Source organism: Streptomyces sp. NBC_00376, assembly GCF_036077095.1.
Taxonomy (GTDB): domain Bacteria; phylum Actinomycetota; class Actinomycetes; order Streptomycetales; family Streptomycetaceae; genus Streptomyces.
Window position 1 is genome coordinate 375,223 of the sequence record NZ_CP107961.1, and the last position, 15,158, is coordinate 390,380.

General features: G+C 70.6%; 14 protein-coding genes. 8 read left to right on the forward strand and 6 right to left on the reverse strand.

Annotation, left to right across the window (positions count from 1 at the left end; all coding sequences use genetic code 11):
• Positions 1-977: 977 nt before the first annotated feature.
• Positions 978-1,361 carry a hypothetical protein gene (locus tag OG842_RS41480; protein WP_266737753.1) on the reverse strand — a complete coding sequence of 128 codons (384 nt, stop codon included), beginning with the start codon at positions 1,359-1,361 and terminating at the stop codon, positions 978-980.
• A gap of 101 nt (positions 1,362-1,462) precedes the next feature.
• Between OG842_RS41480 and OG842_RS41485 the strand changes: the two genes are divergently transcribed.
• The 3 genes from OG842_RS41485 to OG842_RS41495 all read left to right on the forward strand — a co-directional run bounded on the left by OG842_RS41485 (position 1,463) and on the right by OG842_RS41495 (position 3,559).
• Positions 1,463-1,951 carry a MarR family winged helix-turn-helix transcriptional regulator gene (locus OG842_RS41485; RefSeq protein WP_266737752.1) on the forward strand — a complete coding sequence of 163 codons (489 nt, stop codon included), beginning with the start codon at positions 1,463-1,465 and terminating at the stop codon, positions 1,949-1,951.
• 34 nt (positions 1,952-1,985) lie between these two features.
• On the forward strand, positions 1,986-2,138 hold the full coding sequence (locus OG842_RS41490; RefSeq protein WP_443064090.1) for a hypothetical protein: 153 nt from the start codon (positions 1,986-1,988) through the stop codon (positions 2,136-2,138).
• Positions 2,139-2,203: 65 nt separating this feature from the next.
• Positions 2,204-3,559 (forward strand): MATE family efflux transporter, encoded by a 1,356-nt coding sequence (locus OG842_RS41495; protein ID WP_266737750.1) that lies wholly within the window; start codon positions 2,204-2,206, stop codon positions 3,557-3,559.
• 234 nt (positions 3,560-3,793) lie between these two features.
• Here the strand turns inward: OG842_RS41495 and OG842_RS41500 are convergent, their stop codons facing one another.
• Entirely contained in the window at positions 3,794-5,071 is a 1,278-nt protein-coding gene (locus tag OG842_RS41500) for a hypothetical protein (protein ID WP_266737749.1), read from the reverse strand.
• 289 nt (positions 5,072-5,360) lie between these two features.
• On the opposite strand from OG842_RS41500, the gene OG842_RS41505 reads away from it, so the two are divergent.
• Complete coding sequence (locus OG842_RS41505; protein ID WP_266737748.1) at positions 5,361-6,905, forward strand: FMN-binding glutamate synthase family protein; 1,545 nt, start codon at positions 5,361-5,363, stop codon at positions 6,903-6,905.
• A 326-nt stretch (positions 6,906-7,231) separates the two neighbouring features.
• Positions 7,232-7,696, forward strand: a complete 465-nt coding sequence (locus tag OG842_RS41510; RefSeq protein WP_266737746.1) for a TIGR03618 family F420-dependent PPOX class oxidoreductase — start codon at positions 7,232-7,234, stop codon at positions 7,694-7,696.
• Between the two features lie 116 nt (positions 7,697-7,812).
• Here the strand turns inward: OG842_RS41510 and OG842_RS41515 are convergent, their stop codons facing one another.
• The 3 genes from OG842_RS41515 to OG842_RS41525 form a co-directional block, all read right to left on the reverse strand.
• Positions 7,813-8,379, reverse strand: coding sequence for a hypothetical protein (locus tag OG842_RS41515; protein ID WP_266737744.1), 567 nt, complete (start codon positions 8,377-8,379; stop codon positions 7,813-7,815).
• A gap of 575 nt (positions 8,380-8,954) precedes the next feature.
• Entirely contained in the window at positions 8,955-9,602 is a 648-nt protein-coding gene (locus tag OG842_RS41520) for a response regulator (RefSeq protein ID WP_266737742.1), read from the reverse strand.
• Positions 9,587-10,807: a sensor histidine kinase gene (locus tag OG842_RS41525; RefSeq protein ID WP_266737741.1), complete on the reverse strand. Its 1,221-nt coding sequence runs from the start codon at positions 10,805-10,807 to the stop codon at positions 9,587-9,589. Before OG842_RS41525 ends, OG842_RS41520 begins: the two co-directional genes overlap by 16 nt.
• A gap of 109 nt (positions 10,808-10,916) precedes the next feature.
• Here OG842_RS41525 and OG842_RS41530 point away from each other — a divergent pair, with 109 nt between their 5' ends.
• Together OG842_RS41530 and OG842_RS41535 are read left to right on the forward strand one after the other, a co-directional pair.
• Entirely contained in the window at positions 10,917-11,684 is a 768-nt protein-coding gene (locus tag OG842_RS41530) for an ABC transporter ATP-binding protein (protein ID WP_266737739.1), read from the forward strand.
• Positions 11,684-14,047 carry an ABC transporter permease gene (locus OG842_RS41535; RefSeq protein ID WP_266737737.1) on the forward strand — a complete coding sequence of 788 codons (2,364 nt, stop codon included), beginning with the start codon at positions 11,684-11,686 and terminating at the stop codon, positions 14,045-14,047. Before OG842_RS41530 ends, OG842_RS41535 begins: the two co-directional genes overlap by 1 nt.
• A gap of 105 nt (positions 14,048-14,152) precedes the next feature.
• Here OG842_RS41535 and OG842_RS41540 read toward each other — a convergent pair whose 3' ends face one another.
• Complete coding sequence (locus OG842_RS41540; RefSeq protein ID WP_401877168.1) at positions 14,153-14,398, reverse strand: GNAT family N-acetyltransferase; 246 nt, start codon at positions 14,396-14,398, stop codon at positions 14,153-14,155.
• A gap of 231 nt (positions 14,399-14,629) precedes the next feature.
• On the opposite strand from OG842_RS41540, the gene OG842_RS41545 reads away from it, so the two are divergent.
• Positions 14,630-15,058 carry a hypothetical protein gene (locus tag OG842_RS41545; protein ID WP_266737735.1) on the forward strand — a complete coding sequence of 143 codons (429 nt, stop codon included), beginning with the start codon at positions 14,630-14,632 and terminating at the stop codon, positions 15,056-15,058.
• Positions 15,059-15,158: the final 100 nt, after the last annotated feature.

Consider the following 15,158-nt stretch of genomic DNA (forward strand, 5'->3'; position numbering starts at 1 on the left):
CGGTCGAGGTGCAGGCGTACCCGATCCTCACTGGTCGCTCCGTGCGGTTCGCCTCTGTGCTCGCGCGAGACCGGCGCGTGCGAGGATCGTGGCGTGAAGCGGCCGCGCGGGTGCCGAACTTTCCCGGAAGTGGAGTCAGGTGAAGGACGACGAGATACGCGCGAGCTTCGACGGCCGTGCCCGCGTCAAGCTGCTTCCTGACCGTGACACCGCCTCGAATCGGCGCCGGATCGAGGAGATCGCCCACGCGCTCGGTTACCGACTGCTCGCAACCGAGAAGATCAGTCAGTTCGGTATCCGGCTCGTCTACGAACGCGACGATGCCCCGATCGCACGCCGTCGCGCCGAGCTGACCATTGCCAGGCTGCGCGTGGGTGGCCCGCTGCTGCCGGCGGTGGAGCCGCCTCCGCCTCCGCCACCAAGCCCGCCGCCCCCGGCCCCGTCGCAGGCCCGGCCCCGGCAGTCCAGCCATCCTCGGTGGGGGGCGCCGCCACCGCCACCGCCACCACCGCCCGCCACCGAGGCTCCAGCCCGACCGCGGTTCCCGCCCCCGCCACCGGGCCCACCGCCTCCGCCACCCCCACCACCCATCGCCCCAACCCCTTGACGGCGTTCGCCGGTGCCCGGGGCGTGGCCACCAGGCATGACGAGCTCGCCACCCGCTACGAAGCGCACGGGTCCGCAGGACCTGGATCTCGTCGGCATCCAGGTAGCGGCCCACCGTGTGTGCGCACTCCGGGCTGGTGCCCCCGATCGCCCGCAGCGCGTCGAGCAGATCTGTGACCGTCGGGCCCCGCTCGTCCGACAGTTCGTCGCCGAGTCGCGCGAGCCGCTGCCGTAGGACGCCGAGCGCGGCGGTGGTTCCCTCCATGCAGGCCAAGTGGTCCCGGACCAGGCGCGCCTGCCTCGACCCCGGCGTCGAGGCAGGTGGCAATGGTGTCCGGGCCCTGCCCCGAACTGCGCAGTGCACAGGCGCGTCAGGCCACCGTCCCGGCGACTCCGGTGCGGCCGTCCGGGACGCCGACGATCGTGACAATGACCTGCTTGCGCACGGCCTCGCCGAGTACGCCGGCCAGCGCGTCGGTGGTGGCGGCGACCAGACGGGCGGGAGCGTCAGGGATCTCGGGTACGTGATATGCGGCCTCGCGCATGCTGAGGGTGACGAGAGGCGCATCATCGTCGGTCGGGTTGCCGCCGATGCCCCGACGGTGCTGCGGGATGCCGATCAGATCAACTCCGACGAGGCGGCGGAACTCCGCGCCGTAGACGGAGCCGACCGCGTCGGTCAGGGCGCTGATCAGCTTCGGTTCCACCGTCCCGTCGAGGGCTTCCTCGCGGATGTGCACGCTGAAGTGCGGCATGGCAGCAACTCCGTTCAGGTCGTTTGTACGATGAGGGGAGCTCGCTTTGCAGACAAAGCAAAATATCTTTGATGGCAAAGGTAAACGGGGAGAGGTGTGCGATGTCAAGGCCCAGGACGCACGACGCTGCAGAAGGCGGCGGGAACGAGGTCGATGACGCCGTCCGGGCCCTGCTGCTGCTCATGCCTCGGATGGTGGGCAGAGTCAAGAAGATCCCTGTGCCCGAGGCGCTGCAGTCCTTCGCGCTGGCGCCGCGCCACCTCTCCCTGCTCTCCTACCTGCTCTTCGACGGGCCGATGACCGTGAACGAACTGGCGGCCCGGCTGCAGGTCGCGCCGACGACGGTGAGCCTGCTGGTCGGCGACCTGAGCCGGAAGGGAATCCTGGAACGCCGTGAGGACGAGGCGGACCGACGTCGTCGGATCATTGGCATCGCGGCCGACCAGCAGCCCGCGATCACTGCCTGGCTCGCCCCGGGTGCGGCTGCGTGGCGCAAGGCGTTGGCCCCGCTGACACCGGATCAGCGACAGCTGTTCGTCGACACACTGCTCGCGTACGAAGCCGCGGTCGGCGGTGCGGAACAAGGCTGAGCCGGGCGCACGCCCTGCGGGCCCGCAGACGGTCATGAACGCCCGCCACGACGCACGCGAATACGAACGCCTTCCGCAGCACTCCGAAGCCCACCTGAACTGGGCACTCATCATCCTCATGGCCAGGCGACCGACTCGCAAGAAGCCCGCCCCGGGCTGGGCGAAGAAGCCGAAGCCCGCCCGCTGACCCAGCGGGACCGAGTTCGCTGCTTCCGCTGACCTGTCGGCTCCCGCAGTGTGATGATCGAACCCGTGAGCAGCAAGGGGACCAGGCCAGCCGGACGCAGTACGTGGATCGAGATAACGGCGGCAGCGCTCCCGCTGTACCTGACAATGATCGCCGCCTCAGCCGGCGCTCTGGTCGACACCGCGCTGCTCGGCAACCACGCCACCGCCACCCTCGCGGCCTTCGCCATCGCCATGGCCGTGTTCAGCCCCGCTACCGCCACAGTGGCGGGCGCGCTGCGTGGCGTGATGCCGTTCATCACACCGAGCAAGGAGGATCCCGACCGTCTCCTGCCCGTGGTGCGCAGCGGAACGTGGCTTGCAATCACCGTCGGCGCCATCGCAGCGGCGGCGGTCGCGTCCGTTCCTCTGATCGGCCGAGCGGCCGGGGTTCCCCGTGCCACTCTCGACCAGCTGGGGATCTTTCCACTCCTGCTGGCCGGCAGCGTGCTCGCCATCGCGGTCGGCTCGTCAGCCACGTCCGTCCTGGTGGCACTTGGCCACTCGAAGTCGGTGATGCGGGCCGGACTGCTCGGCACCGCCGCATCCACCACGCTGTCCGTACTCCTCGTGGGCGGTCCCGGCCCGCTGCCGAGCTACGGCCTGACCGGGGCAGGCATCGCCATGCTCGCCTCCAGCGTGATCAGCACCTGCGTCAACCACGTGGCCATCCGCCGCTCTACCGTGCTCAGAGGCCGCTCCTTGTATCCGGGCCGGCTCAATGTGAAGCAGGTCTGGACCTTGGGCACCGTGGGGATTCCGCTGGCCGGCACAGTACTCGTCAAGTTCGCCGTCCTGGGCGTATTGACCTTCGCGGCGGCCAGGATCGGGACGGACAGTGCCGCAGTGCACAGCGTCGGCATCTCCCTGGTCAACCTCATCTTCACAGCTGCGGTGGCAGTCGGTCAGGCCACCATCCCTCTGATCTCCGCCTACGCAACGAAGCGCGACAGCGGGCGTATCCGGCGCAGCGTTCGGGCGGGAACGGGGCTGGCACTGAGCGTCGTGGGGTTCATCGGGGCGATGGTGATCCTCCTCAGTTCCTGGGTCGTTCCGCTGTTCACCCAGGATGTCGATGTGCGGCCACAGATCACAGGTCTTCTGCCACTGGTGCTGGCCGTGGTCGTCACCGACGCGCTGCAGGCGGTCGTCGGATTCGGCCTCATCGGCCTCAAGCGCACCGTGCCGAGTTTCGTGTCGACCTTCATTTGCTACGGAGTCCTGGCCGCCATCGCCGCTCCGGTAGCCACAACCGGAGGGCTTGCCGCCCTGTGGACGGCGCTCGCCCTGGCCAATCTCTTCCAGGCAGTGAGCAAGGCCTACTCCTTTTACCGACACAGCACATTCACCGACACCCGCGCATACGCGCCAACCGTCACGTGAGAGAAGCGCCGGCCCGCACAGCCCTCCGTCCTCGACAGCAGTTGACGACCCCGCGGCGACGAACGCGCGGCATCTTGGCATGTTCAGGTACGTCCACTGAGTGATGGGCTTCGCGGGTTCGCCCCGCGGGCGGGCTCCGCGGGGCGCCGAGGCGGTACAGACAATGGGTACATGCGACCGGGGACAGCAGGCGACCGGGACAGCAGGCGACCGGGTCCGCCGACGGCATGCGCCTCAGATGTGGAGTGTCCCGGGGAACGCGCCGTGCCCGACGCCCGGTGCGGTGACGGCCAGCCAGCCGTGGCCGCGCATCTCGGTGTCCGGGCCGACCTCGTCGGGGTCGACCGAGAGGTACCCGCAGGCGGACCGGGCGCCCGCGGTCCCCGCGTTGGACGGGGCCACGTCGTACTCGGGGTCGAAGTCCGGGTCGTCGACCGCCAGGGTCTCCCACGGCAGTGGGTCGCCCTCCCATTCGGGGCTGCTCTCGGCGGCGTACTGACGGATCACCCGGCCGTTCTCGGCGACGATCCACACGTCGGAGCCGCCGGCGTCGTCCAGGAAGTAGAACTGGGCCTGGCCGCAGTGGACGCTGACCCGCTCGACCGTCTCGATCATGCCGTCCCAGGGGTCGCCGACGAGCTCGTCGAAGGGACCGAAGACCAGGCGCCAGCCGTCCAGCTCCGGGGTGATGAAGGCCCGCCCCACAGAGCGGTCGGCGCCGTCCTGCCCAGGTGCCTGGATCCTCCGGCCCTCTGCCGCCTCCACGCCGGCGGAGACCGTGACGGGCCGCCGGTCGTGCAGGCCCAGAGCCTCGAATACACCCTCGTACGACGCCCCGGGCACGGCCATCCACCAGCCGCTGAGGATCGCCGACGGAAGCGTCGGGACACCCTCGTTCAGGATCTTCACCTGTATCAGCCGCTCGATCGCCGCCCGGTCACGGTCGTCGAGCGCGTCGGCACCGCCGCCCTCCACCAGCGCCGCCATCGCGCCCCGCCGGACCTTCGGGGACACGGCAGGGTCGCGACGCAGGGAGCGCAGCCGCGGCCGGAAGGATTCGTGCAGCAGGCGGGCGTAGTCGGATGCTTTGTAGGGGACGAGCCGGCCCCGGGCGAAACAGTCCACCAGGGCCATCAGCCCGGCCTCGGAGTCTATTTGCAGCCTGACGAGCCCCTGGAAGCCGTTGCCCGAACTTCCGCGGTCCGGATCGGCCGCCAGAGCCGCGTACTGGTCGGCGGAACGCTCGTCGAACACCCCGAGGAACCGCCCCGCCTGCCAGTCCGCCACCTCCTTGCGCCGCCAGGCCGCCAGTACGCCGTCGAACGCGGGCGGCCCGATGTGCCGCAACGCCCGCATGACCGGCTGGAGACCGGCGGTCCCGTTCACACCGGCCACGCCGCGCAGCAGTTCCGGCACCACGCTGTCGGCCCGCTCCGCCAGCCGCGCGGCGGCCGCCTCCACGCGCGCGGCGTCGTTGCTGCCCAGGTCCTTGAGAAGGGATTCGATCTCCATGCAGCAGCACAGTAGCCCCGGCCACCGACAGCGCCCCGCGGGACCGTGTGCCGGGGGCCGGGACGGCTCGCGCTGCCGCCGGACGCGACCGGGCCGCGGGTTCGACCTGGCTGATCGCCCGGTGGCCACGCACCCTGCCCCGTCCGCCCATTCGCGAGACCTCTAACATCATGTGGCGTTTCGTCGTCGGACACCGGTGCCTGTCCGGTCGTGTCCGCCGCCCAACGCCCACGACATCCGCCGCACGGCGATGGAGTCGGGTATCGAGCAACCGAGGAGAGGAACGTTCATGCGGGCTCGGAGCATCGGCGCGGCCGCCGCGACAGCATTGGCGCTGGTGGCTGCCCGCGACCTCGTCCAGAAGAAGCACGCACTGCTCAGGAACTTCCCCGTGATCGGGCACGCCCGGTACCTGTTGGAGACGATCGGGCCGGAACTGCGCCAGTACGTCGTGACGTCCAACGAGGAAGAGCGCCCGTTCAGCCGTGACCAGCGCACCTGGATCTATGCGTCGGCGAAGGAAGAGAACAACTACTTCGGGTTCGGGACCGACGTGGACGTCGAGCACGTGCAAGGGCACGCGTACCTGAAGCAGCGGACGTTCGCCGGCACGTTGCCCGATCTGCACGACCCGCAGGCTCCGCTGCCCTCGGCCAAGGTGCTGGGCGGCCCGCGCGGGCGTGCCAAGGCGTTCCGGCCGGCGAGCGTCGTGAACATCTCGGCGATGAGCTTCGGATCGCTGTCCGGCGCGGCCATCACGGCGCTCAACAAGGGCGCGGCGCTGGCCGGCGCGATGCAGAACACGGGCGAGGGCGGCCTCTCGCCGTACCACCGCAACGGCGGTGACCTCATCCTTCAGATCGGGACGTCGTACTTCGGCTGCCGCAACGAGGACGGCACCTTCAGTCTCGACAAGCTCAAGGACGTGGTCGCGAGCGCCCCGGTCAAGGCGATAGAGATCAAGCTCTCCCAGGGCGCCAAGCCGGGGCTCGGCGGGATGCTGCCGGGCGCGAAGGTGACCCCCGAGATCGCCGAGATCCGCGGCATCCCGGCCGGCAAGGACTGCGCCTCCCCCTCTCGGCACACCGCGTTCCACGACGTCGACTCGATGCTCGACTTCGTGGAGCTGCTCGCTGCCGAGACCGGTCTGCCGGTCGGGATCAAGAGCGCTGTGGGGGAGATGAGCTTCTGGCGGGAGCTGGCCACGCTGATGGCGCGTGGTGATCGCGGGGTCGACTTCGTGACCATCGACGGAGGCGAGGGCGGCACCGGTGCGGCTCCCCTGATCTTCACCGACTCGGTGTCGCTGCCGTTCCGGATGGGATTCTCCCGCGTCTACAGCACGTTCGCCGAGCGCGGTCTGACCGACGACATCACCTTCATCGGTTCCGGCAAGCTCGGCCTGCCCGAGAACGCCGCCGTCGCCTTCGCGCTGGGGGTCGACATGATCAACGTCGCCCGCGAGGCCATGCTGTCCATCGGCTGCATCCAGGCACAGAAGTGCCACACCGACAAGTGCCCCACCGGCATCGCCACCCAGGACCCGTGGCTGGTGCGCGGCATCGACGCGCCTTCGAAGGCCACCCGGGCCGCTGTGTACCTGCGCACCCTGCGCAAGGAGCTGCTGAAGGTCTCGGGAGCTGTCGGCGTCGCCCACCCGGCACTCATCACCACCACCGACATCGAGATCATGAACGGCGACTACGACGCCCGCACCCTGGCGAACGTCTATGGCTACAAGGACGGCTGGGGCGAACTCGGCCCGGAACTCGCCCAGGAGATCACCGCGCTCCTCACCACCGAACCGAACGCCCTCCAGAAGCCTGCCGGCTGACGTTCGAGGCGTTGCGACCTCGCCGGGCCGGTCGTGCTGCCGACGGCTGTCGGCAGCACACCGGTCTGCTCGGCGAAGCCGGGGCCGGGCAGCGGCCGAGCGCTACTTGTGCGCCCACGACTCATTCCGCCGCGATCCCCGGACGGCTGGGTCGGCCCACTGGACCCGGCGCGGCACGGCAGGGCATCGGTGATCAGTCCTCTGCGATGCCCCGGCCGCCACCAGGGGCGGGAGCGCGGAGGACGGCTCCTCGGCATCGCCTCCACCTGGCGGATTCCACGGCTCCCCCCAACTGTCCAGCCGATCATGGTTGATAGCCTCCCGGGATGACTGCGCCTTTCGATGAAGCCGTCCGCGCCCGACTGCAAGCCCCCAACATCTGGTACGTCGGCACCGTGTTCGCCGACGGAGCACCGCAGGTCAGCCCGATGTGGGTGGATCTGGAGGGGGAGGGGGAGCTGACGTTCAACACCTCGGTGGGTCGGGTGAAGGAGGAAAACCTGCGCCGCGAGCCCCGCGTCTACCTCTCACACGCGGACGCCACCGACCCCTTCGACCGAGTGCAGATCAGTGGTGTGGTGGCCCGCTTCATCGAGGGCGAGGAGGCACACGACCGGATGGACCGGCTGGCCCGCAAGTACCTGGGCGTCGATCGCTTCGAGTGGATCATGCCGGAGGAACAGCGGGTCGCGGTGATCGTGCGTCCCGTCAAGGTGCGGCACATCGTCGGGGTGGAGAGGTTCCGGCCCGGTGGCCCCGTCCCCGCGCCCGGACCGGCGTACCCCTCGTGACAGTCGTCGCCGGCACGACGGCTTCGCCTCGGGGGAGTACGGCCGCTCTGCCCGCCGGCTGAACCGCTCAGGCCCCGACCACCTCCGCTGTGCGGCCTCGGGCGGAGGAGGACGGGTCAGTCGATCGGGTCCGGACCAGGAGCGAGCGGGGGGAGTCCGTGGGCGGCGAGGACACGGTCGGCGAAGTCCGGTTCGGCGAGGGGGACACCATGGGCGGCGAGGAGAGCGAACAGGTCTGCGAGCCGGCGCGGTTCGGTGCCCCGAAGCTGATGGCCGGGGGCGAGACCGAGGACGCCGATGAGCGGTCCGCGGCCGGTAGCGGGGGTCGTGGTCAGGCGCAGACGTATCGTCAGGCGAGCTGCGTCCGAATCGGGTTCCTCACCGAAGGCCATGTCCAGGCCCGTGATGTCGTGCCAGCGGTAGCGGCGGCGCAACAGCGCCCTGGAGAGGGTGAGGCCCTCGCCGTCGGCGCGCACCCAGAAGCTGATGGGCGCGGGCAGGGCCACGATGGGGACGACCGCGGCGACGATCAGCAGGCTTGGGCCGACGCCCAGCCGGTCCACCGCGCCGCTCGCGCCGAGGGCGACAGCTGCCAGAAGGCCCAGAAGGCATCCGGGCCCTACACCCGAGAAGCGCCACAGGAAGCCCAGGCGCACGGTTCGGAACCGGTTCGTCGTGTCCACAGGCTCAATCCTGGAGCCTTGATGTAACTGTTCCGCCACGCTTACAAGGCCCTTGTGCCACAGATCCACAGCGGCCACGCGCTGTCGGAGACGGCCGGCTTCACACTGTCGCCGACTCGCTCCTCACCGACACCGTCGGCGTCAGCACCCTGACGCGGTTCAGCACCCTGACGCGGTGATGGGCCACACCGTCCTGTCGAGAGCCATGAGCGGCACCGCCAACCCGTCCCTGCACCTCCCTGCGGGATCGTGTCGCAGCACTGATGACGGCGCACCTGCGGCAGTTGCATCCGTTCGGAGGGATTGGTGCCCCGGAGGGATGGGAGGGCCGCCCCCGCGCATGCTCCCGTCACTGGACGATCACACGCTTTGGAGGCTCCGAAGTGACTGCGGCGGAACACGGCACCAGCGGGCCTGACGGAGAACTGCTGGACCTCGCCGATCAGGAGCCGGTTCGCGATCCGTTCACCGCCTACGCGCCCGTCCGTGAACGGGAACAGATGGTGCGGGGAAAAGTGTCACGCGAATCCGCCGACCGCCGGGACGAGGGCACCCTGGGGGAGGACGGGACCATGTCAGGCCCGCAGGAAGGCGAGCACCGCCAGCACCCGCCGGTGCCCCTCGGTGGCCACCGGCAGGTCCAGCTTGGAGAAGATGTTGCCGATGTGCTTGTTCACGGCGGCGTCGCTGATGAACAGCTCGGCCGCGATGGCGGAATTGGTGCGGCCCTGGGCGACCAGACCGAGCACCTCGCGCTCCCGGGGGCTCAGCCTCTCCAGAGGGTCCTTCCGCAGCCGCACGAGCTGCTGGATCACCTCCGGGTCCACCACCGTGCCGCCGATGGCGATCCGGTCGATGGCGGCCGTGAAATCGGCCACCGCGGCCACCCGCTCCTTGAGCAGATAGCCGACCCCGGCCCCGCCGCCGGAGTCCAGCAGGCCCAGCGCGTACGAGCGTTCCACGTACTGACTGAGCACCAGAACCGGCAAACCGGGGAATTCTTCACGGAGTTGTACGGCGGCCCTCAGACCGTCGTCGCTCAGCGTCGGTGGCATCCGTACGTCGGTGACGATCAGGTCGGGCCGCTCGGTGCGCACGGCCGCGACCAGGGCGTCGGAGTCACCGACAGCCGCCACCACCTCGTGCCCGACCCGCTGCAACAGCCCGACCAGGCCTTCGCGCAACAACACGGCGTCCTCTGCCACGATCAGGCGTAGCGACACGGAACCTCCACATGCAACAGGGTGGGACCACCGACCGGACTCGACACCCGCATACGGCCGTCGAGCGCCTTGACCCGGTCGGCCAGCCCGGTCACGCCGCTGCCCGCTTCCGTGTCCACGCCGCCGCGGCCGTCGTCCGTGATGTCGAAGATCAACAGATCGGCATGGTATCGACCGCGCACCTCCGCCTTCGCGGCCCCGCTGTGTCTGGCGATATTCGTCATCGCCTCGTTGAGGAGGTAGTACATGGTCGTCTCAACCTTCCTGGGCAGCTCCTCGGGCAGCCGAAGGTCCACCGTGACCGGGATCGGGAACCGGGCGGCGTAGTCCTCGATCGCCGCGACGAGCCCGTGATCGGCCAGTACCGGCGGATTGAGCCCTCGGATCAGAGCCCGCAACTCCTGGTGAGCGGCGGAGAGTTGCCCCTCCGCCTGGGTGAGCAGCTCGGACTGCGGGGAATCCGGCGGGGTGTCCAGGCGCAGCATCCCGAGGGTCATTCCCAGCGACACCAGCCGCTGCTGCGCCCCGTCGTGCAGATCGCGTTCGATCCGTACCCGCTCCGCGTCGAAGGAGTCCAGCAGACGGACCTGCGAGGCACGCACCTCGCGCAGCTCCTCCCCGAGCTCCCGGTCGCGCGGGGCCAGGAAGGTACGCGCCATGGCGGCACGCGCCCCCGCCCACGAGGTCACCGTGTACGGCGAGGCCAGCAGCACGATCACGCCGAAGACCGCCCAGGGCCAGGTCTCGCCGTCCAGCGAGTTGAAGAAGACGGCCGGCAGCCCGAAGCAGAAGCCCAGCACCATCAGATCCAGCCACCACAGCGCAGCCGTCGAGATCAGCGTGAACATCAGCTCCCGCCAGGTCACCTGCTCCTTGAGCCGGTTGGCCACCCACGCCCTGGTCCCGCGCGCGTCCGGGCGCCGGTGCGGGTCCGGCAACCGGTCGAGGTCCACCAGCCGGAGCCGGTGGCGCTCCACCGTGGCCACCACCGTGGAGGCCAGCACCAGACCCACCAGGGGGGCGATCCCGATCAGCACCACCAGCAGCGCGACCCCCACCGCCAGACCGGCGGCGAAGATCGCCACCGCCGCCGTCCCGAACAGGACGCCGCTGCTGAGATAGGCCAGGGACCTCCAGGGCCAGCTCGACGTCAGAAAGCTCATGGGGCGCTGAGCCATGGCCTGCCAGGCCGTTGTGGGACGCATGCGGCCACCGTAGCCCGGCAGTTCGGTCTTCCGAGGTAGAGCCTGCACTACCTCGGAAGTAGAGGGCGGATCAGTGCCCGGCCCCTTCTTCGTGCAGTGAGATCGACGCATGACGACAACGAGGCGAGCCTCCGTACAGGGCGTGGTCGAACTCCACGGCGTGCGCAAGGTCCACGGCACCGGCGACCACGCGGTGACCGCACTGGACGGCATCTCCGTGGGCTTCTCCCGCGGCACCTTCACCGCGATCATGGGCCCCTCCGGCTCCGGGAAGTCCACCCTGCTGCAGTGCGCGGCCGGACTGGAGCGGCCGACCGACGGACAGATCGTTCTCGCGGGAGTCGACATCGGCAAGCAGAACGAGAAACAGCGCACCGAGCTCCGCCGCAAGCACATCGGCTTCGTCTTCCAGGCCTTCAACCTCGTCGAGTCGCTGACCGCGGCCCAGAACGTGGAACTTCCCTCCCGGTTCGCCGGCCGCAAGGTCGAGCCCGAGCAGGTCGCGAGCGCGCTCGCCTCAGTCGGTCTGACCGAGCGCGCGAACCACCGGCCCAGCCGGCTCTCCGGCGGCCAGCAGCAGCGCGTGGCCCTCGCACGGGCCCTGGTCACCCGCCCCGACGTGCTCTTCGCGGACGAGCCCACCGGTGCCCTGGACACCGTCACCTCCCGCGAGGTGCTGCGGATGATGCGGATGCTGGTCGACCGGGAGGGCCAGACCACCCTGATGGTCACCCACGACCCGGTGGCGGCTTCCGCGGCCGACGTCGTCGTCTTCATCAAGGACGGCCGGATCGCCGACCGGATCCCGCTGGACAGGGACCCGCGGAGCAACAACGCCGCTGTGATCGCCGCTCACATGGCCCGGCTGGAGGCGTGATGCTGATCATCGCGAACGTACGCGAACGCTGGGCCGGCTTCCTCGGCGCCTTCCTCGCCGTCCTGGTCGGCGTGGCCCTCATCACCACCACCCTGGTCATCTACGACTCGTCCCGCCCCACCACCCAGCCCCGCTACACCGACGCCGTTGCCCTGGCCCTGCCCGAGCAGGCCCTCGACACGGACGGCAGCCCCGAGGACCGGATCGCGTGGAGCCCGGCCGAGGCCGCACCGCTCCAGGCCGAGCTGGCCGAGGTCCCCGGAGTCGCCGCCGTCGTGGTGGACCGCTCCTTCTACGCCCAGGCCTTCCGCGGCGACAGGCCCGTCACCGACGAGGGCGCCGCAGAGGCCGGCCACGGCTGGGACAGTACCCGGATGGCGCCCTACCGGCTGGCTTCCGGCCGGGCCCCGAGCGGGGTCCGCGAGGTCGTCGTCGACCGCGCCCTGGGAGTGGCAGTGGGCAGCGAGCTCACCGTCAACATCACCGAGGGCCGCACTCCGTTCACCGTCGTCGGCACCGTCGACGGCCCCGGCTACTACTTCAGCGAGGCATTCGCCGCCGAGCAGCAGCCCGGCGTCGGCGCCCTCGCGCTGATCGCGGACAAGGGGGCGTCCACCGCCGCCATCGCCTCCGGCGCACGGCAGGCCCTCGGGGACAGGGGCACGGTCGTCTCCGGCGGCGCCCGCTCCGAACTCCAGCCCCGATACATCGAGCACAAGCGCTCCCTGGGCGTCCAGCTCATCGGCGCCATGGCCGTCCTCGGCCTGTTCACCACGGTCTTCGTCGTCGCCTCGATGCTGGTCCTGTCGACCGGCATGCGCCGCCGGGAGATCGGCCTGCTGCGCACCATCGGCGCCGCACCCGGCCAGATCCGCCGCATGATCCTCGGCGAGGCCGCCGTGGTCGGCCTGCTCGGTTCGATCGCCGGCTGCCTGGCCGGCATCGCTGCCGCCCCGCTGCTGCACGACATCCTCAAGGGACTGGACGTCACCCCGCCGGGCATGGAGGTCACCGTGGCCGCCTGGCCGCTGCTCACCGCCTCCGCGGTCGGCATCGGCGTCAGCGTCATCGGTGCCTGGGCCGCCGGCCGCAAGGCCGCGAAGGTCGCCCCGATCGAGGCCCTGCTCGACAGCCGCCCCGCCAACAACGGTATGGGGCGAGGCCGTTGGATCACCGGACTGTCCGTCCTCGGCCTGGGCACCGTACTTGCCACCGTCACCACCGGCGCCGACAACCGCATCAGCACGGCGCTCTTCGCGACCATGACACTCATCGTCGCAGCCGCCCTGCTGGCCCCGGCCCTCGTCGGCCCCGTCGGCCGCTGCCTGACCGCACCCTTCCGGAAACGCGGCTCGGCCGCTGCCCTCCTGATCCGCTCCGAACTCACCGCCAACCCCCGCCGCGCCGCCTCCCTGGTGGCCCCCGTGATCGCCGCAGTCGGCTTCGCGGTCCTGCTCAGCGGAGCGGTGGAGACGATGCGGGTGGCCTACCCGGCAGGCGAGGCCCTGAAGGTCGCCGGCCAGACGATCGTCACCTCCGAAGGCACCCCCGGCAACACCGACGAGGTCGTCGCCGCCAACCCGGTCGGCAAGGCAGCCCTGCCGACCCGCGCCTTCGTCGGTGAGAAGCGGACCGTCCTGGACGTGCTCGGCACCCGTGACGCCCGGTGGAACAGACCGGGCGAGGCCGTCCTCGGCCGGCGCACCGCATCCGGCCTGGGCCTGAAGCAGGGCCAGAGCGTCCCGGTCCGGTTCGCCGACGGTGCGAGCGTCGACCTGAGGATCAGCAAGGTCCTGCCCGACGACCCGGCCCGCGGTGACTTCGTGGTCGCCCGTGACCTCGTCCGAGCCCACGACCCGGCCGCGCTCACCGACGACATCTTCGTCCCGGCCGGCAACAATGCCTCCGCCGCGGTCCCCGGCACCGCCCTGCACGACGCCATGCGGTACGCCCTCGACGACTACAACACCGACGCCGAGCTCACCGACAGCCTGGCCGCCATGCTCATCGCCATCGCCGTCGGCTACAGCGTGATCGCCGTCGCCAACAGCATGGCCATGGCGGCCCACGGCCGTCGCCGCGACTACGCGGTGATGAAGTCCGCCGGCGGCACCGTCCGCCAGCTCCTCGAGCTGGGCGCCGGCGAGACCGCCCTGCTGGTGGCCGTCGGAGCCGGCCTCGGTGTCCTGGTGACGCTGCCCCCGCTGGCGGGAATGGCCTCCGGTCTCTCCCAGGCCACTTCGTCCGACGTCGGCCTGCACCTGAACGCCGGAGCCATCACCATGGCGATCACCGGCACCCTGGCCGCGGCAGTCCTGACGGGGGTGATGGTCACCGGGAAGACGCTGAGGAAGTCCGCTTGAGGGCTGTCCCGCCAGGGATTGCAGGACAGCCCCCGGCCGCCACGGAACAACCTTGCCGGTCGCCCCTGCCGACGAGGGCTGCACCCAACACGGCCGCAGCCCTCTCTACGGAGTGATCCAGTAGCGGCGCTTGCTGCCTGCCTCGGTGATGCGGACGTCCTCCAGGACGCCACCGGTGCGCTCGATGCTGCGAGCGGAGCCGACATTGCTGTCGTCGCAGGTGACGAGAACCCGCCCCGGACCCGTCGCACGAGCCTCGGGCAGAACAGCCCTGAGGGCCCATGTGGCCAGGCCGCGCCTCCGGGCGGAGGGGCGGATGCTGTAGCCGATGTGTCCGCCGACATCGAGCAGGAGGCGTTCAGGCGGTGCCGCAGATCGATGGCTCCCGGATAGGTCTCACCCTCGACGATCCACCAGTCGGTGGCGTGGACGCGACCCTCTCCCGGAGCGACGGACCTGTCCGACTGCTGTCGGGCTCCCCGCCGGCGCAGCTGTCGCGCCGCATCGAGTTCCCGACAGCTGACCCGCGCCACACGCCCCACGCGATATGACTTTGAGTGCCCGTCAGGATACGTTGAGTGCATGATCGGTGCGGCGTCGTTCTCCCCGGCGCATCGCCGCATGCGGGACAGCGGCGTCCTCGTCGTGCTCATCTGGGTGACCTTCCACCTGATGGGCTGCGTCCACAGCCACGGTCCGGCGTTCGACAGTCCGCACTATCCGATGAGCACGGCCTACGCCGCTGCCGCCCCCGTGGCCGCACTCGGCGGCGGGCCCACGGCCTCTGCCCCGGAGCGGGCACCATGCTGCCCGGACACCGGTGATCACACGATGGACCGGGTCCGCAGCGACGCACCGCCCGTACCCTCGCCGGGCGGCGCGCCGACCGTGCATGCCCTGCCGTGCGGCCCCGACGCGGCTCTGGCCGGGGCGGGGAGCGCCCGAGCTCCGGGAGACGGCGCCCTCGGCGGACGCGGTGTCCTTACGGCCCTTTGCGTGGCACGGACCTGAGAGGTCCCGCGCGGCCGCCCTGCCTCACTCCGTCCGGCACCGCCGGGCGGGTCCCGGGCGGCTGTGTGTCCGAGCCCTGACCCGCCGATACCCCACGCCG

Excerpts from the sequence above, each read along its gene's own strand:
- OG842_RS41500 (WP_266737749.1), bottom strand. The coding sequence starts at position 5,071 with ATGGAGATCGAATCCCTTCTCAAGGACCTGGGCAGCAACGACGCCGCG.
- OG842_RS41535 (WP_266737737.1), top strand. The coding sequence starts at position 11,684 with ATGCTGATCATCGCGAACGTACGCGAACGCTGGGCCGGCTTCCTCGGC.
- OG842_RS41480 (WP_266737753.1), bottom strand. The coding sequence starts at position 1,361 with ATGCCGCACTTCAGCGTGCACATCCGCGAGGAAGCCCTCGACGGGACG.
- OG842_RS41505 (WP_266737748.1), top strand. The coding sequence starts at position 5,361 with ATGCGGGCTCGGAGCATCGGCGCGGCCGCCGCGACAGCATTGGCGCTG.
- OG842_RS41490 (WP_443064090.1), top strand. The coding sequence starts at position 1,986 with ATGAACGCCCGCCACGACGCACGCGAATACGAACGCCTTCCGCAGCAC.
- OG842_RS41510 (WP_266737746.1), top strand. The coding sequence starts at position 7,232 with ATGACTGCGCCTTTCGATGAAGCCGTCCGCGCCCGACTGCAAGCCCCC.
- OG842_RS41530 (WP_266737739.1), top strand. The coding sequence starts at position 10,917 with ATGACGACAACGAGGCGAGCCTCCGTACAGGGCGTGGTCGAACTCCAC.
- OG842_RS41545 (WP_266737735.1), top strand. The coding sequence starts at position 14,630 with ATGATCGGTGCGGCGTCGTTCTCCCCGGCGCATCGCCGCATGCGGGAC.
- OG842_RS41485 (WP_266737752.1), top strand. The coding sequence starts at position 1,463 with ATGTCAAGGCCCAGGACGCACGACGCTGCAGAAGGCGGCGGGAACGAG.
- OG842_RS41525 (WP_266737741.1), bottom strand. The coding sequence starts at position 10,807 with ATGCGTCCCACAACGGCCTGGCAGGCCATGGCTCAGCGCCCCATGAGC.